We start from the raw sequence: 22,634 nt of genomic DNA on the forward strand, positions 1-22,634 counted from the left end.
TCAGACCTCCAGGAGTGAGTCGAAGGCGGGCGGCAGCCGCTTCCAGGCGTCCCGCCCGGCCGCGTACTCCGCATCGGTCAGCAGGCAGGACTCGAGGAGCTGTTCGAGCCCCTCGCGGTCGAGCCCGGGCGAGGTGAAGACGAGGTGCTGGCAGCAGTCCCCGTGCTCCGGGTGCCAGTCGAGCGCGGCGGCTGCCCGGCGCATCGGCGGCACCATGTCCCACGCGGCGTCCGGTAGCGAAGCGAGCCAGGGGCCCGCGCTCTCGACGCACAGGGCGCCACCGGCCGCATCCCAGGCGAGCAGCGTGTCCGGCTTGTCGGCGAGCCAGAACCGTCCGCGGCTGCGTGCCGCCGCGCAGGTCAGGTCCTCCAGAGCCGCGTACAGCCGCTCCGGGTGGAAGGGCCGGTCGCGGTGCCATACGAGGGTGGAGACCCCGCTCGCGTCCGCCTCGGTGGGCAGCAGGGCGCACGACGGGTGCTGCGCGGCCGCGGCGGCCTCCACGTCGAAGCCAGCCAGCGCCACACCCGCCAGGTCCCCATGGCCTATGGAGACATGACGGGCCGTCGGGTGGAGCTGGGCGAGAAGCGCCCGGTCCTCGTCGTCGGCCTCGTCGGAGTCGGCGACGGCGAGCACGGGGGCGTACTCGAGCTGACGGGCCCAGGTGTCGGCGACGGTGCGCTGGTCGGTGGCAGCCGCGGCGAGCCCCGCCTCCATGAGGTCGTCGCCGTTGGCCAGGTAGGGCAGCAGCAGGGCCGGGTCGACCGCGGTGATCACCGCGGTCACGGTGAGGCCGCTCGCGACGACGACTTCGGCCATCGCCTTGGGCTCGACCGAGTCCCACAACTCGACGATCGCCAGCCGCCGGTGGCCACCGGCGGCACCAACCGCGAGCGGGGGCGTACCGCCGGCAGGCTCGTCCGCGAGCCGCTCCAGCTCCGGCACGAGGTCCTCGCGCAGCGCGCAGCACGCGCAGTCGTTGACCAGCGGCGCCTCGCCGGTGGAGTGCACACCGGTCGCGTCGCGGACGGTCCGGAGAACCGTTCCGCCCACGGCCGTCGAGAGGTCGTGATGGAGCGCGACGCTTCCCGGGACGGTGGCGAGCAGCCGCTCGACGGCCGCCTTCCGGGCGTCCGCGTGCAGCCCGCCGACGATCGCGACGGCCGGCGAGCTCCGCCTCTCCATCAGCGGGCCTCGCGGCGGCCGTAGCGGCGCTCGAAGCGCTCCACGCGGCCCGCCGTGTCCAGGACGCGGGCCGTGCCCGTGTAGAAGGGGTGGCTGACGTTCGAGATCTCGACGTCGACGACGGGGTACGTGTTGCCGTCCTCCCATTCGATCGTCTTGTCGCTCGTCATGGTGGACCGCGTCAGGAAGGCGTGGTTCGCGGCGCGGTCGCGGAACACGACAGGGCCGTACGCGGGGTGGATACCGGGCTTCATCTCTCCAGGCCTCCCGTTCAGCGCTCTTCGCGGAAGTCGACGTGCCGGCCGACGACCGGGTCGTACTTGCGCAGGGTCATGCGGTCGGGGTCGTTACGGCGGTTCTTGCGGGTGACGTAGGTGTAGCCGGTCCCCGCCGTGGACCGGAGCTTGATGACGGGGCGGAGTTCGTTACGGGCCATGTGGCTAGTATATGAAAACGAATCCCATTTCCAAATGAGGATCGGGGGCACGTTCCGCCCCTCGCCGACCAGACGACCAGACGACCAGACGACCAGAGAGGTGCATCACCTTGTCCGCCCACTGCATGCTGACCGGCGCACAGCCCGGATTCGGCAACAACATCTCCCACTCGCACCGGCGCACGTCGCGCCGCTTCGACCCCAACGTCCAGCGCAAGCGCTACTGGCTGCCGAGCGAGGGCCGGTACGTCCGGCTGCGGCTCAGCGCGAAGGGCATCAAGACCGTCGACACGATCGGTATCGAGGCCGCCGTGGCCCGTATTCGCGCGCGCGGGGTGAAGGTCTGATGGCGAAGAAGAGCAAGATCGCGAAGAACGCCAAGCGGCAGGAGATCGTCGCCCGGTACGCCGCGCGGCGCGCCGAGCTGAAGGAGATCATCCGGCGTCCGGCCGGCAGCGAAGCCGAACGTCTGGCCGCTCAGCGGGAACTGCGCAGGCAGCCGCGTGACGCCAGCGCGACGCGGGTGCGCAACCGCGACAGTGTGGACGGGCGGCCGCGCGGCTACTCGCGCACCTTCGGGCTGTCCCGTGTGAATCTGCGCGCGCAGGCGCACGCCGGATTCCTGCCGGGAGTACGGAAGTCGTCCTGGTAACGGCCGCAGGGGCTCCTGGTAGTTTGCTGCGGTCTGCTGAGCAAACACCAGTGCCATAGGGGGACACCAGTGACCACCGCCGCTACCGCGTCTGCCGCGTCTGCCGCGCTTGGGCGGATGCGGATCGCCGCTGCCGCGGCAGGAGTCGCGGCAACGCTCGTTCTGACCGGCTGCAGCAGCGACGGAGGTGACGGCGGCGGCGCGGGCAAGAGCTCGGACACCAGCTCCTCCGCGTCCGCGTCCGCGTCCGCGTCTCCGGACTCGGGCGACGGCAGCGGTGGCGGTTCGGGTTCGTCCGGTGGAGGCCTCGAGGGCAGTTGGCTCGCCACGACCGACGGCAAGGCCATCGCACTGGTGATCAACGGCAAGCAGGCCGGCCTCTTCACGAGCGGCGGGACGGTGTGCCACGGTACGGCCGGTGAGCAGGCGGGCATGCAGATGATCGCGCTCACGTGCACGGGCGGCAACGACGACCGCAGCGAAGGCATGGTCGGCTCCGTCACGGACGCGACGCTGAAGGTCACGTGGGAGGGCGGCCTCGGAGAGGAGACCTACCGGAGGGCCGAGGGCGGGAAGTTGCCGGAGGGACTGCCGACGGCTTCGTTGTCGGCGTCCTGACGGCTGCGCCTGTGCTCTGACAACTCGGGCTGCGTCCCGACGGCTGCGCCTGCGTCCTGACGGCTTCGGCTGCGGTCCTGCAGCCGCGCAGATGCCGCGCGCGTGCGGTGCCACGTGGCGCGCGTATCCGGGAGCCACGTGCGCTTCGTCTGTACGGGGCGCGCGTGCCCGACATGACACGCGCTTCATCCGCCGTACGGAGCGCACGTGCTCTTCCGTGCGTCGGCTTGGCCTGCGTCCTGATGACTGCTTGGCCTGCATTGGCAGGCAGGCAGAAGGCCTCAGGCGGACCGGAAGCTCAGCGGGCCGCAGGATTCTCCGGGTTTCGCGGCCCGTCCGCGTTCCCGGGCCCGTTGGGCCGCTGCCGTGTCCCGGTCCCGGTCCCGGTCCCGCTTCCCGTCCCGGTCTCGGTTCCCGTCCCGGAGCCGGTCTCCGTCCCAGACCCGGGCCCGGTCCTCGTCCCGGAGCCGGTTCCCGCCCCGGTCCCCGTCCCAGACCCGGTCCTCGTCCCGGAGCCGGTTCCCGCCCCGGACCCGGTCCCCGTCCCAGACCCGGTTCCCGTCCCGGAGCCCGTCCCCGCCCCGGACCCGGTCCCCGTCCCAGACCCGGTTCCCGCCCCGGAGCCCGTCCCCGCCCCAGACCCGGTTCCCGCCCCTGAGCCCGTCCCCTTCGTCCCAGATCCAGCCCCCGGCCCACCTGTCCCATCGAGCGACATAGGGTTCGCGGTCGTGTCGAGGGCGTTGGAGAGTTCGTCGAGGGTCTCCAGGAGCAGGCCCGCTCCCCTGCGTACGACGCGGTCGGGGACGCCCTGTCCGTCCCACTCGTCGAGGGCGGCGCGGACGGAGTCCCACTTCGGGACGCGGCGTTCGCGTACCGCCTTGGCGCCCTGCTCCGTCGAGGTGCGCAGTGCCTCGGCGAGACGGCCCGCGGCGGGCACCGGCGTCGTACCGCGCTCGGGGAGGTGGGCCTCCATCAGCATCGCGACGCGCGCCATCTGCGCCAGGGCCTCCTCGGCGTCGTCGGCCGCCGCGCGGGACAGGCCGCGGTGGCGTACCGGCTCGGTCCTGGCCCGGGCCGAGGCCTGCTGCCACGCGATACGGGCGTCGCGGGCAGCCAGCAGCGTCTCGCGCACATCCGGGGACGTGCGGCCCGCGGGGGCGGCGTAGCGGCCGACGACCGCGGCGGCGTAGCGGCCGTTCTCGAGCAGCCAGTCGGCGAGGCGCGTCCGCAGCCGCGGGGTCTCCCAGGCCGGGTAGACCGCGTACGCGAGCATCGCCAGGACTCCGCCGAGGAGGGTGAGCAGTACACGCTCGGGGACCGTCTGGGTCCATTCCTCGCCGCCCATGCCGAGCAGGAAGACGACGTACGCGGCCACGCACGCCTGCGCGGCGAACTGGCCGCTGCGCATCAGCAGATACATCAGGCCGGCGCAGACGACGGCGAGTGCGCCCGAGACGTACGGCCCCAGGTCCGCGATCTGCCCGATCCCTGTGGCCACGGCGACGCCGACGAGCGTGCCGGCGAGACGGCCCACCGCGCGGGAGTACGTCTGTGAGAAGTCCGGGCGCATGATCATGACAGAGGTCAGAGGGGCCCAGTAGCCGTGGCCGAGGGGCAGTGCGTCGCCGATCAGATAGCCGGCGCCTGCGACCGCGGTCACGCGGAGCGCGTGGCGCAGTACTGGAGAGCCGCGGCGGAACTCCTTGCGCACGGACTCAAGGGCCTCTGGAATCAGGCCGATGAGGGTGGGCCGGACGAGGACGATCGGGCGGGTGTCGGACTGGCTGCCGTCGGGGTAGGCGCGCTCGGTACTGACGCCCTGGGGGTGGGCGCGCTCGGTACCGATCCCTTTTGCCGGTCGCGGAGGTTCCGTATGCGCGTCCGGACCCGCCGCCTCTGGCGTCGCGGAGGCCGCCGAGGCCGTGGGCGCCGTAAGGGCAACGGGTGTGCGGGACGCGCCTGCCGTTTCGACCACGTCCTCCAGGAGCGCCGCCAGCCGGGTGGCCGCGCGCTTGGCCGGCCCGGACGGGACTGCGCCCGTGTCCGGGGTCCTGAAGGCGTCGGCCGCGGGCGGCGGGAGGTCGACGGGTGCGCCGTGCCGGATGGCATGGGCGGCGGCGTCCAGGATCGCGCCCGAGGCGGCCAGCAGGTCGCGCACCCGGGCCCGTTCGGGGCCCTCCTCCGGGACGCCCACCGCCGGATCGGCGAGGGACGCGAGCACCGGACGGATACGTTCCGCGAGGCCGCGGGTGCCGTGCAGCTCGGCGGGGCGGGTGCGGGCCTGGCGGCGGGTGACGGCGGCCGCGTTTCTGGCCTCCATCAGGGGGCCGGGGTCGAACGGCGCGACCGGGTCGTGGCGGAGCCGCCGGGCGTAGTCGGCCTCGCCGGCCAGTGCGTCGGCGAGGGCGTCGCGGTGGGCGCCCCATCTCCGGACCGGAAAGAGCACGATCAGAGCCGCCTGCACCATGCCTCCGAAGACCATGATCAGGGCGTGGCCCGCGGCCTGGGCGACCGACGTCGGGAGCGTGACGGTGATCACCATCATCGCGACGTTCGACGAGGCGATGAGGCCGACGGTCGGGCCCGCGGCCCAGGCCAGTCCGGCGAGGAAGGACCACAGGACGAGCAGGGCCAGGAACAGGCCCTTGTGGGAGATCGTGAGGTAGCCCAGGAAGGTGGAGACGGCGAGGCTCGTGCCGGAGGCGAGGGCCAGTTCGGGACGGGGGCGCCAGCTGCGCTGGAACGTGGCGATGGCCGCCTGGAACGCGCCGAACGCGGAGCTCACAGCGGCCACGGGGCCGACGGCCCACACGCTCACCGCGATCACGATCGCGAGCCCGGCGGCGCCGCGGAGCGCGACGAGGGGTTCGAGGCGGGTCCGCTCGATCTTCAGCCCTGCACGGGCGGTCTCCGTCAGCGCCCGGAGCCAACTCACTCCGCCAGCGTACGGGAGGGTTCGGAGCAGGTCGGGTAAGCCGCGCACCATGAACCATGGCGTCGACCGGCGCCTGACGATTCGGTGAGCCCTGTCCGGCCTCCGGCCCTCCCGATCCCGGAAGTCACCTGATCCTGGAAGTCACCTGATCCCGGAAGTCACCGCAGACGCGGCCGCGCCTCCACCTGTGCCCGATCGGCCGCCCCGGCCCCCTCTGCCCACCCGGCCGCGTCTCTGACGCCGCGCAGCCGGGTGGTGACCGTCCTCGGGAACATCTGCTCAAGACGGTCCGCGACTGCCACGTCCCTGGCGGCGAGCACGGGCAGCAGGTCCCCTTCGGGCGAGGCCACCTGACTGTCCGCGGCCGCCGACAGCCGGTCGCCGATCCGATGCGCGTATGCGGCTAGGAAGGACTGCCGAAACGTCTTCGTGCGCTTGCGGCCGCCCGTCCGCTGGGCCGCTTCCGCCCTGGCCATGGCGGACGTGCCCTGGACGAGAAGTGAGGTGTAGAGGAGTTCCACGGACTCCAGGTCGGGCGCGAAGCCGACGACCGTCGAGAAGCCGAGCGGCTCGTTCCACACCGCGCGGCAGCGGTTCGCGGTGGCCACCGCGTCGAGCAGGACCGCCTTGGCCGTCTCGTACGGCGGGTCGACACCGATACGGCAGGCGCCGGGCGCGTCCTTGTCCTCCGCGCGGGCGGCGAGCAGCGCCTCGTCGATGCTGTGCCGCGCCATGAGTTCCTGCGCCTTGGCGGTGAGCGCCTCCGCCTCCTCCGGGTAGCCGGTCGCCTCGGCCTTGGCGAGGAGAGCGCGGATGCGGGTGAGCATGCGGGACGCCGCCGACTGGGACCGGTGAGCCCTCCCCCGGGGGTCCGGGGCGGCGTCGAGCGGCTCGATCCCCGGCAGCCGCAGCAGCAGCCGGTACAGCTCCAGGACAGCGGTCGCGTACGAGAAGCGGTCGGTGCGCGCGGCTTCGGCCCCAGGCTCCTCCAGCTGGGCGAGCTGTGCCTCCCAGCGTCCGTCCCGGTTCTGCCCCTTCGGCTGACGCCGGGCTTCGGCGAGGATCAGCGCCGATACGAGGCGTACGTGCGTCTCGTCGAGTTCGCGCCGGACGATGCGTACGACATCCGCGGGCTGCCAGCCGCGCCGCCACGCCCCCGCGACGAGCTCCTCGCCGCGCAGAGCGAGTTCGGCGTCCGTCGTCGGTGACGAATCGGCGGCGAGCAGCGACGCGCCGGTGTCCAGGGCGTCGTCGGTGTCGGCATGGAGCGCGGCCGTGACTGCCCGCTCGACCGTCGTGGGGGTGCTCATGTGGCGTTCGCCTCGTCCCAGGTGCGGCGGGCCTCGGCGATGGCCTCGCGGTGGTCGAGCGACCAGTCGGCGAGCGCCCTGATGAGGTGCGTGAGGCTGTGGCCCATCTCCGTCAGCTCGTACTCGACCTGCGGCGGGATGGTGGGGTGCACGGTGCGGCTGATCAGCCCGTCGCGCTCCAGGCGGCGCACCGTGACGGTGAGCATGCGCTGCGAGATGCCCGGCACAGCGCGCTGGAGCTGCCTGAACCGGCGTATCCCGGCGGCGAGTTCGGACAGCACCATGACAGACCATTTGTCGCCGAGCCGGTCCTGGACGTCGCGGATGCCGCAGTCCTCCGGTGGGCTTCCGCAGCTGACGACGGGGTCGGGGATGTCCCGGCGCGCCGCGTCAGCCGCGACAGGGGCGGTTACCCCGGTGTGCCCCAGTGACATGAAAGTGCCTCCTTACGCGATGGCTCGCGCTTCCACAGGATGGTCGCAGCCGTCGCGACCCGGTCACCCCTCACGAACCACGAGCCGAAGGAGCTGCTTCCCATGATTCTGCTGACCGGCGCATCGGGCGGACTCGGCACACTGATCGCCCAGGGCCTCGCGGGCCGCGACGACGTGACGCTCGGCAGCCGCGCCCCGGCGCCCGGCTCGCCCGCCCGCCCCACCCGGCGCGTCGACTTCGACGACCCGTCCTCGCTGGTGGAGGGATTCGCCGGGGTCGACACGCTCCTGATGGTCTCGGCCGGATACGGCGAGGACGACGTCGTCATCGCCCGGCATGAGGCAGCGGTCTCGGCAGCCGAGCGGGCCGGTGTCGAGCACGTCGTCTACACCAGCGTCTCGGGCAGCGGGGACCACCTCGCCTACGCGCTCCCGCACCGCTGGACCGAGCGCCGCCTGCGCCGGTCCGGCCTGAACTGGACGATCCTGCGCAACGGCCTGTACGCCGAGCTCCTCACCGGACTCGCCGCCCCCGACGCCGACGGCGTGATCACCGCGCCGCTCGGCGAGGGGCGGCTGGCCGCCGTCGCCCGCGAGGACCTGGCCGATGCAGCGGTCCGCGTGCTCGCGGATCCGGCGAAGCATGCGGGACGCGTCCACGAACTGGTCGGTGAGGAGCCGCTGGGCGGCGCGGAACTCGCCGCGGCCGTCTCGGGCACGTACAGGCCGGAGACGCTCGCGGACGCGCGGGCGCGGATCGCCGCGACCGGCGCCGAGCCCTTCCAGGTGCCGATGCTGGTGGGCACGTACTCGGCGATCGCGGCCGGGTTCATGGAGGAAACGGGGAGTGAGCTGAGGGAGCTGCTGGGGGGCGCGCCGCGGCGGGCGGTGGAGGTGTACGCGTCGGGGATCCGGCGGCAACGGGGGTAGGGGGACGCGGACGGTGGCTCCAAGCGCATCGCGGGGATCAACGTCGGGAGCAGGCACATCCGGCCCCGCAAGCAGGCACGGCCGTCCCGCCGGCAGGCACACCCGGCACCCCCTCCGGCCGGCAGCCATTGTCAGTGCCTGCTGCAAGACTCGCGAACATGACCGAACGGTGGGCCCTGGCGGCGACCGAGGACGGCGGGGCAGAGCTCGCCGCCCTCGGGTCCGACGGGCTGCCCGCCGGACCCGTCCGCCGGGAGCACGACCTCGCCGAGTCCGTGCGTTCGCGTCCGGGCGTCACCCGCTGGGTCTGGCGGTCGACCGCCGAGATCTATCCGCGTCTGCTCGCCGCGGGCGTCCGGGTGGACCGCTGCTACGACATCGAGGACGCCGAGACGCTGCTCCTCGGCCATGAGGGCCGGCTCGGGGAGCCCCGTTCCGCGGCGGCCGCCTGGGCCAGGCTGCGCGGCGGTCCCGTACCGCCGGATCCCCCGCAGCGGCCCGCGGAGCCCGGTGCGCAGTCGCCGCTGTTCGAACCCCGGCCTGCGGACATACCGCTGGACGGGCTCATCGAGGTGTACGCCGACCAGCAGCGCCGTCATGAGGCGACCGCGCACCCGGACCGGATGCGGCTGCTGACGGCCGGCGAGTCCGCCGGGATGCTGGTCGCCGCGGAGATGAACGAGGCCGGGCTGCCGTGGCGGGCGGACGTGCACCGCGAGGTGCTGCACGAACTGCTCGGCGAGCGCTATGCGGGCGGCGGGGAGCCCAGGCGGCTGGCGGAGCTCGCCGACGAGGTGTCCGCTGCCTTCGGGCGCCGGGTCCGCCCCGACCTGCCCGCGGACGTGGTGAAGGCGTTCGCGCAGGCCGGGATCAAGGTGCGCTCGACCCGCCGCTGGGAGATCGAGTCACTCGACCACCCGGCCGTGAAGCCGCTGATCGAGTACAAGAAGCTGTACCGGATCTGGGTGGCCCACGGCTGGTCATGGCTGCAGGACTGGGTGCGGGACGGCCGGTTCCGGCCCGAGTATCTGCCGGGCGGGACCGTCACCGGTCGCTGGGTGACCAACGGCGGCGGAGCGCTGCAGATCCCCAAGGTGATCCGGCGCGCGGTCGTCGCCGACCCCGCCTGGCGGCTGGTCGTCGCGGACGCCGACCAGATGGAGCCGCGCGTTCTGGCCGCGATCTCCCGGGACCCCGCCCTGATGGAGGTCGCCGGCCGCGCCACGGATCTCTACCAGGCCGTCTCGGACCGGGCGTTCTCCGGTGACCGGGCCATGGCCAAGATCGCCGTACTGGGCGCGATCTACGGTCAGACGTCCGGCGACGGTCTGAAGAACCTCGCTGCCCTGCGCCGCCGCTTCCCGAAGGCCGTCGCGTACGTCGACGACGCGGCCCGTGCGGGCGAGGAGGGCCGCCTCGTCCGCACCTGGCTGGGCCGCACCTGTCCCCCGGCGGCGGGCTCGGGCGACGCCGCGGAGGAGGCCGGCATCCCTCAGGACGACCCCACCGAAACCACCGCCGGAGGCACCGGATCGGCTGAGGACACCGAGTTCACCCCTGGATACGCGTCCACCAACACCCGCGCCCGCGGCCGCTTCGCCCGGAACTTCGTCGTCCAGGGCAGCGCCGCCGACTGGGCCCTGCTGATGCTCGCGGCCCTCCGCCGCAGCTGCGCCGACCTGGCGGCCGAGCTCGTCTTCTTCCAGCACGACGAGGTGATCGTGCACTGCCCGGCGGAGGAGGCCGAGGCCGTGACCGAGGCGATACGGGAGGCCTCGGAGCTGGCGGGCCGCATCATGTTCGGAGAGACACCGGTCCGCTTTCCGTTCACGACGGCGGTGGTGGAGTGCTATGCGGATGCGAAGTGAACTCCCCGTTCCGTGAGGACCGAGCGCCACAACTTCCGGCCGTCTGTTGCCCCTTCCGGCCTGCCGGTCGATGGTGGAGAGAGCGAGGCGGAAGCGGTGAGGGCCATGACGGGATCGGAAACCGCCGGGCGCGACGACAGAGCGGCATGGCACGAAGATCTCGTCGACGAGACCGCCACGGCCAGGGCCACGGTGGATCCGCAAGGCCGTGTGACCGGCTGGAGCGAAGGAGCCCGTCGGCTGCTCGGATACGAGTCCTCCGAGGTCGTCGGCCGGTCCGCGGCCCTGCTGCTCGCGGACGATCCGCCCGCCGAGCTGCCCCGGTCCCTGGCGGGGTTGAGACGGTGGAGCGGTACGGCGACGCTGCGGCACCGCGACGGCCACCGCCTCGAAGTGGGCCTGTTGGCACACCGGCTGTTGGCACACCGGCGCATACGGAACCAGAGCCAGGACCAACGCCAGAACCAACGCCAAGACCAGAGCCAAGACCCGAATCAGAACCGGCAGCAGGACCGGAATCAGCCCCCGGAGCAGCACAGCCTGGACAGCGAGTGGCTCCTGGTCTCTCCGCTGACCTCTCCAACCGGCCCGTCACGGTCTCCGGGGGACGACGCCCTGGTGATGTGGGGCTTCGCCCAGTCCGCGTGCCTGATGGCCCTCTACGACACCGGACTGCGGCTGCGGCGGGCGAACGCGGACATGGAGCGGGCGATCGGCCTGTCCGAGGACGCCATGCGCGGCCTGCGCCTGCCCGAGATCCTGGCCGACCCCCAAGGGGACCTGACGGAAGAGCGCATGCGCCGGGCACTGGAGACCGGCGAGCGGCAGCATCTCCAGATCGCCGTCCGCCTGCCTTTCCAGGACCGCGCGAGTATCTGGACGACTTCCCTGGCCCCTGTGCGGGACGCCGGCGGAGAGATCCAGGGGGTACTGCTCTCGGCACACGACACCACCGAACAGCACCTGGCCCGGCAGCGGCTTGCCCTGCTCAACGACGCGAGCGTCCGCATCGGCAGCACGCTGGACCTGACGCGCACCGCGCAGGAGCTCGCCGACGTCGCGGTCCCCTCTCTCGCGGACTTCGTCACGGTCGACCTCCTCCCCGCCGTCGAAGGCAGCCAGAATCCGCTTACCGGTCCGCCGTCCAGTCCCGTCATGCTGCGCCGCGTCGCCTGTCAGTCGGTCCTGGAGGGGTCCCCGGAGGCCACGATCGAGCCCGGCGCCGTGACCACCTACCCGGACAGGTCGCCCCCGGCCGAGTGTCTGGCCGTGGGCCGGCCGCTGATCCGCGAGGTGACCCCCGACGCCATAGCCGAGTGGGAGAGCGGGCACCCGGACCGGGCCGAGCGGGTACGACGGTACGGCTTCCACTCGGTGCTGGCCGTCCCGATGGAGGCCCGCGGCATCACCCTCGGGGTGGCCACCTTCTCCCGCCACCGGCGCCCCGAGCCGTTCGAGACCGACGATCTGCCGCTCGCCGAAGAGATCACGGCCAGGGCGGCCATGTGCATCGACAACGCCCGCCGGTACACCACCGAGCGCAGCACGTCCCTCATCCTGCAGAGCAGCCTCCTGCCCCAGCGGCTGCCCCGGCAGGCCGCCGTCGATGTCGCATCGCGCTATCTGCCGGCCAGCGGACAGACCGGCGTCGGCGGCGACTGGTTCGACGTGATCCCGCTGTCCGGCGCCCGGGTCGCCCTCGTCGTCGGCGATGTCGTCGGCCACGGCATCCAGGCCTCGGCCACCATGGGCCGGCTGCGCACCGCCCTACGTACCCTGGCCGATGTCGATCTCCCGCCCGACGAGCTGCTGACCCATCTGGACGACCTCGTCAACCGCGTGTCAGCTGAGGGAGACGACTCGGGCAGCGCCAGCGACATCGGCGCGATCGGGGCGACGTGTCTGTACGCCGTCTACGACCCGGTCTCCCGCTGCTGCACCCTCGCCCGGGCGGCCCACCCCGTACCGGCGCTGGCGACGCCCGACGGCATAGTGGAGTTCCTGGACGTCCCCGCAGGCCCGCCGCTCGGCCTGGGCGGCCTGCCCTTCGAATGCCTCGAACGGGAGATCCCCGAAGGGAGCCTTCTGGCGCTGTACACCGACGGCCTCATCGAGGTCCGCGGCCGCGACGTCGACGAGGGCATCGCCGCGCTGCAGGACGTACTGGCCCATCCGGCCGCGTCCCTGGAGGGCACCTGCGACGCCGTGCTCCACACCCTGCTCCCGGGCCGCCCCGCCGACGATGTGGCACTGCTGCTGGCCCGTACCCGCGCGCTGGGCGCGAACCAGGTGGCGACCTGGGACGTGCCGCCGGACCCCGCCGCGGTCGCCGAGACCCGCCGGCGCGCCTGCCGGCAGCTGGCCGACTGGGGCCTGGACGAGGCGGTGTTCGTCACCGAGCTGGTGGTCAGCGAACTCGTCACCAACGCCATCCGGTATGCCGCGCCACCCATCCGGCTACGGCTGATCCACGACCGCAGCCTCATCTGCGAGGTCTCGGACGCCAGCACCACCAGCCCCCATCTGCGCCGCGCCCGCACCTACGACGAGGGCGGCCGCGGTCTGCTCCTGGTAGCCCAGCTCACCCAGGCATGGGGCACCCGCCAGACGCACCACGGCAAGACGATCTGGGCGGAACAGGCGCTGCCGGTGGCCGTCTGACGGGTCCACTTCCTTGTTCGCGTTCCCCTTTGCCTGCGTTCCGCGGTCAGATTCCGCAGCTGGACGCGGACCAGTACTGGCTCGACCGATGGTCGACGTGGGTGTGGTCGCTGTGTCCGGGGTAGCCGGGGCCGAGGATGCCGCGGAAGCCGTGGTAGCGGGCGCGCTGCGCGAGGGTGCACAGGGAGTGCGGGCCGGCGCCGAGGTCGGCGGCGTCGCCGTAGAGGTGGCGGCTGTCGGACGCGCCGCCCACGGCGCTGTTGCAGGCATACGAGCGGAAGCCGCTGGTGACGGTGATCGGCTGGTCGCCGAGGGCGTGCCGCAGGGCCTCCAGCTTCCACATGGTGCGCAGGGCGTTGGACTTGGCGGTGGCCGCGCTGACGGCGCCGCCCGACCAGTCGCTGTTGCAGTCGTTCAGCTCGCTGTACGAGAAGTGGATGGGCGTGCAGTCGTCGTCCTGGAGGGCGTAGAGCTTGTTGAAGGTCTCCTGGCCGGCGATGCCGTCGGCGGTCAGCCCGTACGCCTGCTGGAAGCGGGTCACCGCGGCCTTGGTGGCCGGGCCGAAGGCGCCGTCGGTCGCGAGCACCCCGCCGTATCCGGCGTAGCCGCCGAGGCGGATCTGCAACTGGGTGACGTCGGCGCCGGACGCGCCCTCGGAGAGGGTTCTGGACCAGGTGTAGCAGCCGTCAGCGTGCGCGGTGCCGGTGGTCGCCACGGTCCCGGCCAGCACGCCAGCCATGATCATGACAACGGAGAGGACGAGTCTTACGGTACGCCGGAGCACGGGGCCTCCATACCGAGACGGATGTCGGGAAGGGTGTCGAGACGAACGTCGAGACGGGTGACACGAAAGGTGCACGGAGCAGAGGGTGGCGGCGTTGTCGACGCGCGTCAACCCCGCACCTACGGCGCAAGGCTCACCCGACCCCCGCGTGAGTACGGCACGTCGTCCTGCCGGTGAGGGTGCCCGGCCTGGTAGCGATGGCCGGGCTCTCCTTCTTGCTACTCGCCGGCTTCCGCCGTGCTACTCGCCGGCTTCCGCGACCCGGCCGCCGGGACGCGCCAGCCCCCGGATCGACAGGCCGCTGTCGGCGGTGACCATGGTCCCCGTCATCGCGGCCGACTGCGACGGCGAGGCGAGCAGGGTGAAGATGCCGTTGTACGCGTCGACGTCCGGGACCTCCTGCAGCGGCAGCACCTCCCGCGTGCCGTCGAGGACCGAGTCGGCGGCCGTCTGGCCGAGGGAGGTCGTGCCGCGCAACCGGGTCGGCGCCACACCCGGTGCCACGCCGTTGACCCGCACATCAGGGGCGAGCTCGTACGCGAGCTGCCGGACGAGCCCCTGCACCGCGTGCTTGGAAGCCGTGTACAGCACACCGCCGCCCGCGGCGTTCGAGCTTGCGAACGAGCCGGTCAGGATGATGCTTCCGCGCGACTTCACGAGATCGTCGACCACGGCTCGGGCGCCGAGCATCGGGGCGAGGACGTTCACCCCGAACAGTTCGGAGAAGGCGTCGGTGAGCCGCTCGCCGGGGATCTCCTCCAGGGGCCGGGCCCCGTCCGTGATGCCCGCGTTGCCTACGAACACATCGATGCGGCCCCACGTCTCCCTGGCCGCGGCGGCCGCCCGGACGTTGCCCTCCCAGGACCGTACGTCCGTGACCACCGGGACGACGGCGTCCCCGAGTTCCTTGGCCAGCTGCTCGACGGTGTCGGCGACGTCCACGGCCACCACGCGGGCGCCCTCCGCCACATAGTGCGTGACGACGGCCCGCCCGATGCCTGATCCGGCGCCGGTGAACACCACGACCTGCCCGTCCAGTACACCCATGACCGACCTCCTCTTTCTGTGTTTGCTCATGGAACCTCGTGTGGGGCGCCGCCCCGCTTCCGGGGGCGGCGCCCGTGGACGGGATCAGGCGCGACGGGCCTCGAAGAACGCTCCATGCAGGGCGTCGAAGACCCGGCCGTTGCGCGCGGCGCTGCCGAGCGTGACGACCTCCAGCCCTGGGGCGGCCTCGCGCAGCGCGCCGGCGAGCTCGGAGCCGCTGTCGTTGCCGATGGCGGCCAGGACGGTGGCGGCGGGTATGACCGTGCCGTCCGCGGCGCGGGCGCCGTCCTCACCGAGTCCGGTCACCTCGGTGTCGGTGAGGACCGCAACGCCCTTCTCGGCGAGGATCTTCGGCAGCACCCCGGCGTCGGTGAAGACCTCGCGGTTGGCGAGGATCGCCGGTCCCGCCTCCACCAGCGTGACGTCGTGTCCGGCGTCGGCCAGCCACAACGCGGTGTCGCCTCCGGTCATCCCGCCGCCGACGACCACGACCGGCGATACGACGTCCTTGGGATCCGCGACGTCCCGGGCCAGGCGCACCCCGGGCAGAGTGCGGGGCACCGCCCCCGTGGCCACGTACACCAGGCCGAAGCCGCCCTCCGCGAGAGCAGAGGCCTCGGCGCGCTCGGCGATGATCTCGACCGGGCGGGAACGCACCTGGTGGACGAGGTGGTCGCGGAGTGCCGCCAGGTCCTGCTTGTACGGCGAGCGGGTCGCGGGCACCAGGGCGCCGCCGAGCTCCCCGGGCTCGTAGAGCGTCACGTCGTGGCCGCGGTCGGCGAGCACTGCGGCGGCGCGCAGCCCGGCGGGGCCGCCCCCGGCCACCGCGACACGGCGGCGGACGGCCGCCGGTTCGACGGGGTAGCGGTACTCCTCCCCCATCGACGGGTTCACCGTGCAGCCGGTGCTGCGGCCCGCGTTGAGCCCCCGGTCGAGACAGCCGTCGTTGCAGCGGATGCACGGGACGATGTCCAGCAGCCGCGCTTCCTGGGCCTTGCGGGTCCAGTCCGGGTCGGCGAGCATCGCCCGGCCGAGAGAGACGAAGTCGGCGCCGCTCTCCAGCACTTCGGCCGCGACCTCGGGGGTGACGAGGGAACCGGAGCCGATGACCGGGATCGTCACCTCGGGCGTGATCTTCTCCCAACCCCAGCGGTGCAGGGCGCGTGGCATGTACCAGGGGCTGACCTCGTACTCCATCAGCGCGTGGTGGCCTCCGGAGGCGTGGATGACGTCCACGCCCGCCGCTTCGAGGAGTTGGGCCAGCCGGACGGTCTCCTCGATCGGAATCCCGTCCTCCTCGTAGTCGGTGACCGAGAGACGGACGCTGAACGGGAAGTCGCGCGGGACGCGTTCCCGGATGGCGGCGACGACCTCCAGAGTCAGCCGAGCGCGGTTCTCGAAGGAGCCGCCGTAGCGGTCGGTGCGCTTGTTGGTGTGCGGAGACAGGAAGTTGGTGAGCAGGTAGCCGTGGCCCGCGTGCACCTCGACCAGGTCGAAGCGGGCCAGCCAGGCGCGCTCGGCGGCGTCCGCGAAGGCGGCGACGACTCCCTGGATCTCCTCCTCGGTCAGGACCTGGGGCCGCTCGCCGTACTGGGACTCGACGTAGTCCCAGGAGACGTCCGACGCGGTCTTGATCGGCTGGGTGCCGAGGAACTTCTGCCGGCCGCAGTGCTCGAGCTGGATGCCGATCTTCGCGCCCGCGGCGTGGACCTCGTCGACGAGCCAACCGAGGCCGGGGATGTGCTCGCGACGGGAGATCCCGAGCTGGGCGTGGATGGACTTGCTGGCGTCGTCGTCGACGTAGCTGTACTCGACGATGATCAGGCCGGGGCCGCCCTCGGCGAGCCGCTTGTAGTGGTTGACCAGCCGCTGGGTGACCGTTCCGTCCTGGTTGGCCAGGGCCGTGGTCTGGGGCGACTTGATGACGCGGTTCTTCAGTTCGAGCGAGCCGATGCGGCCGGGGCGGAACAGGGTGTGCAGAGCCATGGCATCCATCTCCTGGTTCGGTTCCTCAGCGGTGCCGGACGGCTCCGACCGGTTCGGTCGGAGGGGTCCGGGCAGCTCGTGCGGGTGGTACGAAGCCGGCGCCCCCCGCGCCGGAGTCCCCCTCAGTGCTGGTGCATGCAGAAGTGCATGCACCAACAGCGCCAAAAGAAGGGTCAGCCGCGATCGGCCAGCAGCCAGCCCGCGCGCGGCACGACGGGCTCGAGGCCGAGCTCCCCCAGCGTCTTCCAGACCGTGGCCACGGAAGCGGTCACCACCGGGATGTCGAAGGCGCTCTGGATCTGCTCCACCACCGGCAGCGACGGCATCTGCACGCACGCGCTGAGCACCAGGGCGTCCACTCCCGAGGTGTCGACCTTGGCGGCGATGTCGACGAGCTGCGCCGGGTCCAGCCGTCCGACCTCCAGGTTGTCCGGAACCTCCAGGCTGATCGAGTCGTGGACCTCCACGCCCTCGGCCTCGATGTAGTTGCAGACGGTCTGGGTGAGCGGCTTCATGTACGGCGCGATCACCGAGATCTTCTTCGCGCCGAGGTGCTCGAGGCCCTCCACCAGCGCGCCGGCGGACGAGACGACGGGGGTACCCCCCGCGATCTCGGCCAGGCGCCGCTGGCTCTCGCGGTGGTAGCCCGTGGCCCGCGCCATGATCGCGACGAGGCAGGCGTACGCCATGACGTCGACCTCGGCGTCCGCGAGTTCGCGGGCGCACCGCAGCGACTGGTCGTCCATGTCCCGCAGTTGCTCCGGGGTCACCTGCTGCATGCGCATACGGGACGAGTGGAAGGTGAACCGCTCGGGGCGTATCTCCTCGCGGGCCCGGAGCATCGCGGGGATCTCGGTCTCCATCGTGGTGTTCGAGCTCGGCACGATGAGGCCGACCCGGGTCGCGGTCATGAGCTGTCTCCTTCGGTGCGCGGCAGGCGCAGGTTGGACGTGTGCAGTTCGAGGTCGGCGCGTGCGCCGAGGCGCCGCCAGCGCAGCGACGCGGGGCGGTCCACCCGGTTGTCGGCGGTCGTGCCCAGCTCGATGCCGAGCCCCCGGGTCGCGACGAGCAGCGCGTCGAACCGATGGTCCGGATCGCTGTCAAGGACCAGGCCGAGCGCGGCGTCGATGAGGTGGAACTCCAGGATCTGGCGGGCGAGTTCAGTGTCGCGATCACGGACCGCCTCCAGGAAGCGGCGGTCGACGCTGGTGAAGTGCTCGGGAGCGTGCGGGTGCGACAGATAGAGGCGCTGGTGGCGGTAGATCTTCAGGGTCAGCGACTCGGTGAGCTCAGCCAGTGCCTTCGGGTAGCGACGCAACGCGTTCTGGTGGAAGCGGTGGTGTGCCTCCTGGAAGTCGCGGATGCGGTGGCGGGCCGCCTCCATCGCCTCCAGGTCCTCGGTCATCCGCGCCAGGTCGTCCTCGGTGAGCTGGTCGATGATGCCCGAGATGGTCGGCGGCTCCACCAGCAGCCGCAGCACATAGTGCTGTTCGACGTCGGCCGGACTGGTGGGCGCGACCTCCATGCCGCGGTTGGCCTCGGCCACCACCAGGCCGTCGGCCTCCAGGCGGTGCAGTGCCTCGCGCAGCGGCGTACGGGAGGTCTCCAGCTCGGCGGCGAGCGCGCCCTGCGACATACGGAAGCCGGGCATGTACCGGCCCTCTATGATCCGCTCCCGCAGGGTCCGGTAGATCTCCTCGACCGTCGTCCCCGGCCTGGTTCCCGTTGCCATCAGACGCTGCCCTCCCCCGGCGCCGGCTCCTCGGCTCCGAACGAGATGGCGAACAGCTCGCTGAAGCGCTCGGGTTCCTGGGCTGCGATGATCTCCAGCTGCATGGCGTCGAGCAGGATGCGGTAGTCCCGCTTGGGCACGTGGAGCTCCAGCCTCTCGCCCTGCCGCGTCCACACCTTGCGCACGCGCACGCCGGTGAACTCGTTGCCGATGCCGAAGCTCTCACCGGCCCGGACGATGCCCTCACCCAGTGGCGGTTCGGTGCTCATGTTCCCTCCCTCGCGTCTGCCTCAATGATCTCAGGAGAGACCCCGTAGACGCCGGTCTTCACACCGCTCAGTACCGGCAGGGACTGGCGGCGCGCGGCCACCTGGGAGAGGTCCAGGTCGACGATCTGCCAGGCCGCCGCCTGCTCCCCGAGGTCGGCGAGCACCTCGCCCCAGGGGCCGACAGCGAGGGCGTGCCCATAGGTGGGGAAGGCATCCTCCGCGTCGTCGCCCTGGCCCCGGATCGTCGCCGAGGCCACCACGTACGCGGCGTTCTCGATGGCGCGGGCGCGCAGCAGCACCTCCCAGTGGGCCTCGCCGGTCCGCTGTGTGAACGCCGCCGGGACCAGGAGGACTTCGGCGCCGGCCAGGGCGAGCGCCCGGTAGAGCTCCGGGAAGCGGACGTCGTAGCAGATCGTCAGGCCGACCGTGGTGCCGCCGATGCGGAGCAGCGCCGGGCGGTCGCCCGCGGTCTCGACTCCGGACGCCTCGAACGACTGGCCGTCGACGCGGGCGTCGAACAGGTGGATCTTGTCGTAGCCGCCGACGATCTCGCCCTGGGCGTCGATCACCAGCGCGGTGTTGCGGATGCCGTCCGGGCCGCGCCGCTTGAAGCCGCCGAGGACGACCACTACGCCCGCTTCCTTGGCGGCCTGCCGCAGGCTGGTGATCTCGAGTGAGTCCACCGCGAGGGCGGCCTCGCGCATCTCGGTGTTGGTACCGAGCATCAGGCCGTTCTCGGGCAGCAGCACCAGATCGGCCCCCGCGGCGGCGCACTCGCAGACCATCCGGGCGCCGGTGGCCGTGTTGGCGGCCAGGTCACGGGTGGCGTGCCACTGGGTGAGGCCGACCCGCAGCGTCCGGTCAGTCACGGCCACCCGCCTCCGACGGCTCTCGCTCCGGCAGGAGCATGTCGACGACCGTCCAGCCGCCGCCGGACGCCTCCATGGGCTCGTACGCGAGCACCTCGCCGCGTACGCCGGGGCCGGTGAGGCCGAGCATGATCAGCCAGTTGGGGAACTCGTACTGGCCGTGGTCGAGCAGGGCGTACGGCTCGAGGTTCGCCAGGTCGGGGCCCCGTCCGGCCTGCAGCATCTCCAGGATGTACGTGTCGAACTCGACGTCCACTCCGCCGAACTTGCCCGGGTCGAGCCAGTGCGACAGACCGCCGGTGGCCAGCATCGCCACCTTCAGGTCGCGTCCGTCGACCACGCAGCGCAGCACCTCGCCGAAGGCGCGGGCGCCGAACGGCGAGAAGGAGCGGGCCGGCTGCGTGATGATCGGGATCACCGGCAGGTCCGGGCGGGGCAGCAGTTGCCGCAGCGGAACGATCAGGCCGTGGTCGAGGTCGATCTGCTCGGACTCCTCGACCTCCATGCCCTCGGCGCGGATCGCGTTGACCATGGCGCGGGCGTAATCGGGCGCGCCGGTCAGCGTGAGGTCCAGGTCGGGGCGCTTGAAGAACTCCATCGACCCGACGTGCTCCTTGCCGGTGCCGATGACGAACGCGCCGGTGCGGAAGGACTGGAAGTGGCAGTCGGCCGTCACGATCAGGACGTCGGGGTCGGCGGCGGAGATCCGCTCGGCCAGCCGCTGGTAGCCCTCGGTCAGGCGGGCCACCGCGTCGGCGGGGTCCACCTCGGGCCGGGCCAGCAGGTCCGGTACGTGCGAGCAGCCGCCGGCGAACACCAGGTTCTGCGGTACGTCCGGGTCGGGCAGCGGCGTCGACGTCTCGACGTGGAAGCGGCCGGAGCTCGTCGAGTCGCTGAGGTCGTCGGCGAACCAGCGGCTGACCAGGATGGTGATGCCGTCCACCACCCCCGCCGAACGCAGCCGGTCGCGGTCGCCTCCGGCGATCACGGCGGCCCATTCGGCGTCCAGACCGAGCTCGGCGGCGCCCACGCCGGCCGGGTCGGCGCGGAACCGGCCGAGGAGACCGGTGTCCTTGCCGAGCGCGAGGATCGCGCGCTCGAGTGTGCGGGTGTCCATCTACGCTCCCTCGCCGGTCAGCTTGCCGTCCCGGACGACCGCCGTGCCGTCGATCTCGACGGTGCAGCCGCGCATCGGGATGTCGAGGTGCGCCGGGGTCTCGCGGTTCGCGAAGCGGTTCGGGCCGGTGGACCACATGAAGTTGCCCGCGGTGGAACGCAGTTCCTGCCCGTACAGGGAGCGCGGCTCGTACACCTCGAAGGCCGACCAGCGGGCGATCGGGTGCACCCCCCAGCCCATGTGGGAGACCGCGAACACCTCCGGGTCCTCCCAGGCGTCGAAGTAGTCCTGCAGGACGAACGCGTCGTTGCCCTTGCCCTCGACGCCGGTGATGAAGCCCTTCTCGACGGTGAGGGTGACGGTGTCACGCACGGCGCGCTGCCACGGGATCAGCACGTCGCCCGGCTGCAGCACGATGGTGCCCTCGGCCGTGCGGTCGTGCGGGAAGCAGGCGACGAAGCCGCTCGGCCAGTGGTCCCAGCGACCGGGCTCGTCCACGTAACCCCACTGGTGGGTGATCGGGAGGTCCTCGCCGGAGATGTCGGCGGTCAGGTCGGTGCCCGCGGCGCTGGTGACGCGCAGCGTGCTGCCCGCCTTGAGCAGCCGGCCGCCGGCCTCGACCGTCTTGCGGAGGTCTTCGTCGCCCATCAGGCGCTCGAGCACGTCGGCGGGCTCGGCGACGAACAGCATCCGCTTGCCGTTGCCGGTGATACGGGTGCGCACGTCGGAGTGGATGAGGCCGCCGACGGTCACGTCGATCACCAGGTCGCACTCCGCGGCTGCGGCCAGCAGCGCGGCGACCTCGCGGCCGTCGGCCTCGTACGGCGGCAGCATCGGGTTGGACAGGCTGGAGGCGGTGAGCACCAGGGCGCCCGCGCCGATGTCACGGGCGGCGGCCACCGCGGCTTCGGCGTACTCGGTCTTCTGGCCGAGTTCCTGGATGACGGCGACCGTCTCGTTCGGGGCGAGCTTGCACAGCCGGTACTGGTCGACGAACAGTTCACGCAGGGTCTTGGGCATGACTTCCTACCAATCTTGTCGGTGGTCAGAGGGTGGAGCGGATGGCGCCGCCGTCGACGGCGAGCGTCTCGCCCGTGACGAACGCGGCGGCCGGGGAGACCAGATACGCGGCGGCCCGCGCGATCTCCTCCGGTTCGGCCCAGCGGCCCAGCGGAATGGCGGAGACGACCTTGCGGATCTCCTCTTCGCGGGTCGTGCCGTTGGCCGCCGACTTGGCCGCGACGATGTTCTCCATACGGTCGGTGCCGGTGGCGCCGGGCATGAGCTGGTTGACGCGCACGCCGTGCTCCGCGAGTTCCAGCGACATCTGCTTCGCCAGGGCCGAGAGCAGCGAGCGCATGGACGCCGACAGGGCGCCACCGACAGCGGGCTGCTTCACCCAGGTCGAGGTGATGAAGAGGATCGAGCCGCCGCCGTTCGCCGCCATGGCCCGAGCCCCGGCGGTGGCCAACTGAACGGCGGGCCTCACGAGCTGGTCGTATGCGGTGTCCCAGTCGGCGCGCTGCGTCTCGAGCACCGGCATGATCTTCGGTCCTGGTGTGTTGACGACCAGGATGTCCAGAGCGCCGTGGACGGCGATCACATCGGGGATCAGCCTCTCCACGGCTTCGGGGTCCATCAGGTCCGTGGGATACGGGGTCTGGCCTTCCGCCTCGACCGGCGTCCGGGCACTGACCGCCACGACCGCGTCCTCGGCGACGAGCTGTCGCGCGATCGCCTGGCCGATGCCCTTGCTTGCGGCTGTGACCAGCGCCACCTTGCCCTTGAGTCCGAGATCCATGTC

Annotated in this window: 22 protein-coding genes; 6 read left to right on the top strand and 16 right to left on the bottom strand. The window is 72.1% G+C overall.

Annotation, left to right across the window (positions count from 1 at the left end; translation table 11 throughout):
* Genes H1D24_RS04095 through rpmG form a run of 3 tightly spaced genes read right to left on the bottom strand, consistent with a single transcriptional unit; the run spans window position 1 to window position 1,618 of the window.
* On the bottom strand, window positions 1-1,182 hold the full coding sequence (locus H1D24_RS04095) for a CobW family GTP-binding protein (RefSeq protein ID WP_181655981.1): 1,182 nt from the start codon (window positions 1,180-1,182) through the stop codon (window positions 1-3).
* Window positions 1,182-1,436 (bottom strand): type B 50S ribosomal protein L31, encoded by a 255-nt coding sequence (locus tag H1D24_RS04100; RefSeq protein WP_181655982.1) that lies wholly within the window; start codon window positions 1,434-1,436, stop codon window positions 1,182-1,184. The genes H1D24_RS04095 and H1D24_RS04100 overlap by 1 nt, the downstream gene beginning before the upstream one ends.
* Window positions 1,437-1,453: 17 nt before the next feature.
* Entirely contained in the window at window positions 1,454-1,618 is a 165-nt protein-coding gene (rpmG, locus tag H1D24_RS04105; protein ID WP_003999141.1) for a 50S ribosomal protein L33, read from the bottom strand.
* 110 nt (window positions 1,619-1,728) lie between these two features.
* On the opposite strand from rpmG, the gene rpmB reads away from it, so the two are divergent.
* The 3 genes from rpmB to H1D24_RS04120 all read left to right on the top strand — a co-directional run bounded on the left by rpmB (window position 1,729) and on the right by H1D24_RS04120 (window position 2,888).
* Window positions 1,729-1,965, top strand: coding sequence for a 50S ribosomal protein L28 (gene rpmB / locus H1D24_RS04110; RefSeq protein ID WP_067282906.1), 237 nt, complete (start codon window positions 1,729-1,731; stop codon window positions 1,963-1,965).
* Window positions 1,965-2,270 carry a 30S ribosomal protein S14 gene (gene rpsN, locus H1D24_RS04115; protein ID WP_181655983.1) on the top strand — a complete coding sequence of 102 codons (306 nt, stop codon included), beginning with the start codon at window positions 1,965-1,967 and terminating at the stop codon, window positions 2,268-2,270. The genes rpmB and rpsN overlap by 1 nt, the downstream gene beginning before the upstream one ends.
* 117 nt (window positions 2,271-2,387) lie before the next feature.
* Window positions 2,388-2,888 carry a hypothetical protein gene (locus tag H1D24_RS04120; protein WP_181656388.1) on the top strand — a complete coding sequence of 167 codons (501 nt, stop codon included), beginning with the start codon at window positions 2,388-2,390 and terminating at the stop codon, window positions 2,886-2,888.
* Window positions 2,889-3,186: 298 nt separating this feature from the next.
* On the opposite strand, the gene H1D24_RS04125 is transcribed toward H1D24_RS04120, so the two are convergent.
* The 3 genes from H1D24_RS04125 to H1D24_RS04135 form a co-directional block, all read right to left on the bottom strand.
* A complete protein-coding gene (locus H1D24_RS04125; RefSeq protein WP_309484194.1) occupies window positions 3,187-5,823 on the bottom strand; it encodes an FUSC family protein in 2,637 nt (878 codons plus the stop codon).
* 158 nt (window positions 5,824-5,981) lie between these two features.
* Window positions 5,982-7,133, bottom strand: coding sequence for a DUF2786 domain-containing protein (locus tag H1D24_RS04130; RefSeq protein ID WP_181655984.1), 1,152 nt, complete (start codon window positions 7,131-7,133; stop codon window positions 5,982-5,984).
* Entirely contained in the window at window positions 7,130-7,567 is a 438-nt protein-coding gene (locus H1D24_RS04135; RefSeq protein ID WP_181655985.1) for a winged helix-turn-helix transcriptional regulator, read from the bottom strand. Before H1D24_RS04135 ends, H1D24_RS04130 begins: the two co-directional genes overlap by 4 nt.
* Before the next feature lie 102 nt (window positions 7,568-7,669).
* Here H1D24_RS04135 and H1D24_RS04140 point away from each other — a divergent pair, with 102 nt between their 5' ends.
* From H1D24_RS04140 to H1D24_RS04150, 3 genes are all read left to right on the top strand, one after another.
* Window positions 7,670-8,497 carry an NAD(P)H-binding protein gene (locus H1D24_RS04140; RefSeq protein WP_181655986.1) on the top strand — a complete coding sequence of 276 codons (828 nt, stop codon included), beginning with the start codon at window positions 7,670-7,672 and terminating at the stop codon, window positions 8,495-8,497.
* 158 nt (window positions 8,498-8,655) lie between these two features.
* Window positions 8,656-10,365, top strand: a complete 1,710-nt coding sequence (locus H1D24_RS04145) for a bifunctional 3'-5' exonuclease/DNA polymerase (RefSeq protein WP_181655987.1) — start codon at window positions 8,656-8,658, stop codon at window positions 10,363-10,365.
* A 105-nt stretch (window positions 10,366-10,470) separates the two neighbouring features.
* Entirely contained in the window at window positions 10,471-13,026 is a 2,556-nt protein-coding gene (locus tag H1D24_RS04150) for a SpoIIE family protein phosphatase (RefSeq protein ID WP_181655988.1), read from the top strand.
* A gap of 46 nt (window positions 13,027-13,072) precedes the next feature.
* Here the strand turns inward: H1D24_RS04150 and H1D24_RS04155 are convergent, their stop codons facing one another.
* From H1D24_RS04155 to H1D24_RS04200, 10 genes are all read right to left on the bottom strand, one after another.
* Complete coding sequence (locus H1D24_RS04155; RefSeq protein ID WP_309484195.1) at window positions 13,073-13,810, bottom strand: D-Ala-D-Ala carboxypeptidase family metallohydrolase; 738 nt, start codon at window positions 13,808-13,810, stop codon at window positions 13,073-13,075.
* Window positions 13,811-14,050: 240 nt separating this feature from the next.
* A complete protein-coding gene (locus tag H1D24_RS04160) occupies window positions 14,051-14,857 on the bottom strand; it encodes an SDR family NAD(P)-dependent oxidoreductase (protein WP_181655989.1) in 807 nt (268 codons plus the stop codon).
* A gap of 84 nt (window positions 14,858-14,941) precedes the next feature.
* On the bottom strand, window positions 14,942-16,843 hold the full coding sequence (locus H1D24_RS04165) for an oxidoreductase (RefSeq protein ID WP_220136371.1): 1,902 nt from the start codon (window positions 16,841-16,843) through the stop codon (window positions 14,942-14,944).
* Window positions 16,844-17,016: 173 nt separating this feature from the next.
* Entirely contained in the window at window positions 17,017-17,754 is a 738-nt protein-coding gene (locus H1D24_RS04170; RefSeq protein WP_181655991.1) for a maleate cis-trans isomerase family protein, read from the bottom strand.
* Complete coding sequence (locus H1D24_RS04175) at window positions 17,751-18,575, bottom strand: GntR family transcriptional regulator (RefSeq protein ID WP_181655992.1); 825 nt, start codon at window positions 18,573-18,575, stop codon at window positions 17,751-17,753. The genes H1D24_RS04170 and H1D24_RS04175 overlap by 4 nt, the downstream gene beginning before the upstream one ends.
* A complete protein-coding gene (locus H1D24_RS04180) occupies window positions 18,575-18,844 on the bottom strand; it encodes a hypothetical protein (protein WP_181655993.1) in 270 nt (89 codons plus the stop codon). Before H1D24_RS04180 ends, H1D24_RS04175 begins: the two co-directional genes overlap by 1 nt.
* The gene (locus tag H1D24_RS04185) at window positions 18,841-19,713 is read right to left on the bottom strand and encodes a nitrilase-related carbon-nitrogen hydrolase (protein ID WP_181655994.1); all 873 of its coding nucleotides are present in this window, start codon (window positions 19,711-19,713) and stop codon (window positions 18,841-18,843) included. The genes H1D24_RS04180 and H1D24_RS04185 overlap by 4 nt, the downstream gene beginning before the upstream one ends.
* Window positions 19,706-20,830, bottom strand: a complete 1,125-nt coding sequence (locus H1D24_RS04190) for a DODA-type extradiol aromatic ring-opening family dioxygenase (protein ID WP_181655995.1) — start codon at window positions 20,828-20,830, stop codon at window positions 19,706-19,708. Before H1D24_RS04190 ends, H1D24_RS04185 begins: the two co-directional genes overlap by 8 nt.
* Window positions 20,831-21,850 (bottom strand): 2,5-dihydroxypyridine 5,6-dioxygenase NicX family protein, encoded by a 1,020-nt coding sequence (locus tag H1D24_RS04195; protein ID WP_181655996.1) that lies wholly within the window; start codon window positions 21,848-21,850, stop codon window positions 20,831-20,833.
* 25 nt (window positions 21,851-21,875) lie between these two features.
* Window positions 21,876-22,631: an SDR family oxidoreductase gene (locus H1D24_RS04200; protein ID WP_181655997.1), complete on the bottom strand. Its 756-nt coding sequence runs from the start codon at window positions 22,629-22,631 to the stop codon at window positions 21,876-21,878.
* Window positions 22,632-22,634: the final 3 nt, after the last annotated feature.

Source organism: Streptomyces himalayensis subsp. himalayensis (assembly GCF_013778455.1).
GTDB classification, from domain to species: Bacteria; Actinomycetota; Actinomycetes; order Streptomycetales; family Streptomycetaceae; genus Streptomyces; species Streptomyces himalayensis.

Bases quoted from the DNA above. Each gene is read 5' to 3' on its own strand.
- H1D24_RS04095 (WP_181655981.1), bottom strand. From the start codon at position 1,182: ATGGAGAGGCGGAGCTCGCCGGCCGTCGCGATCGTCGGCGGGCTGCAC.
- H1D24_RS04100 (WP_181655982.1), bottom strand. From the start codon at position 1,436: ATGAAGCCCGGTATCCACCCCGCGTACGGCCCTGTCGTGTTCCGCGAC.
- rpmG (WP_003999141.1), bottom strand. From the start codon at position 1,618: ATGGCCCGTAACGAACTCCGCCCCGTCATCAAGCTCCGGTCCACGGCG.
- rpsN (WP_181655983.1), top strand. From the start codon at position 1,965: ATGGCGAAGAAGAGCAAGATCGCGAAGAACGCCAAGCGGCAGGAGATC.
- H1D24_RS04120 (WP_181656388.1), top strand. From the start codon at position 2,388: ATGCGGATCGCCGCTGCCGCGGCAGGAGTCGCGGCAACGCTCGTTCTG.
- H1D24_RS04130 (WP_181655984.1), bottom strand. From the start codon at position 7,133: ATGAGCACCCCCACGACGGTCGAGCGGGCAGTCACGGCCGCGCTCCAT.
- H1D24_RS04135 (WP_181655985.1), bottom strand. From the start codon at position 7,567: ATGTCACTGGGGCACACCGGGGTAACCGCCCCTGTCGCGGCTGACGCG.
- H1D24_RS04140 (WP_181655986.1), top strand. From the start codon at position 7,670: ATGATTCTGCTGACCGGCGCATCGGGCGGACTCGGCACACTGATCGCC.
- H1D24_RS04145 (WP_181655987.1), top strand. From the start codon at position 8,656: ATGACCGAACGGTGGGCCCTGGCGGCGACCGAGGACGGCGGGGCAGAG.
- H1D24_RS04150 (WP_181655988.1), top strand. From the start codon at position 10,471: ATGACGGGATCGGAAACCGCCGGGCGCGACGACAGAGCGGCATGGCAC.
- H1D24_RS04160 (WP_181655989.1), bottom strand. From the start codon at position 14,857: ATGGGTGTACTGGACGGGCAGGTCGTGGTGTTCACCGGCGCCGGATCA.
- H1D24_RS04165 (WP_220136371.1), bottom strand. From the start codon at position 16,843: ATGGCTCTGCACACCCTGTTCCGCCCCGGCCGCATCGGCTCGCTCGAA.
- H1D24_RS04170 (WP_181655991.1), bottom strand. From the start codon at position 17,754: ATGACCGCGACCCGGGTCGGCCTCATCGTGCCGAGCTCGAACACCACG.
- H1D24_RS04175 (WP_181655992.1), bottom strand. From the start codon at position 18,575: ATGGCAACGGGAACCAGGCCGGGGACGACGGTCGAGGAGATCTACCGG.
- H1D24_RS04180 (WP_181655993.1), bottom strand. From the start codon at position 18,844: ATGAGCACCGAACCGCCACTGGGTGAGGGCATCGTCCGGGCCGGTGAG.
- H1D24_RS04190 (WP_181655995.1), bottom strand. From the start codon at position 20,830: ATGGACACCCGCACACTCGAGCGCGCGATCCTCGCGCTCGGCAAGGAC.
- H1D24_RS04195 (WP_181655996.1), bottom strand. From the start codon at position 21,850: ATGCCCAAGACCCTGCGTGAACTGTTCGTCGACCAGTACCGGCTGTGC.
- H1D24_RS04200 (WP_181655997.1), bottom strand. From the start codon at position 22,631: ATGGATCTCGGACTCAAGGGCAAGGTGGCGCTGGTCACAGCCGCAAGC.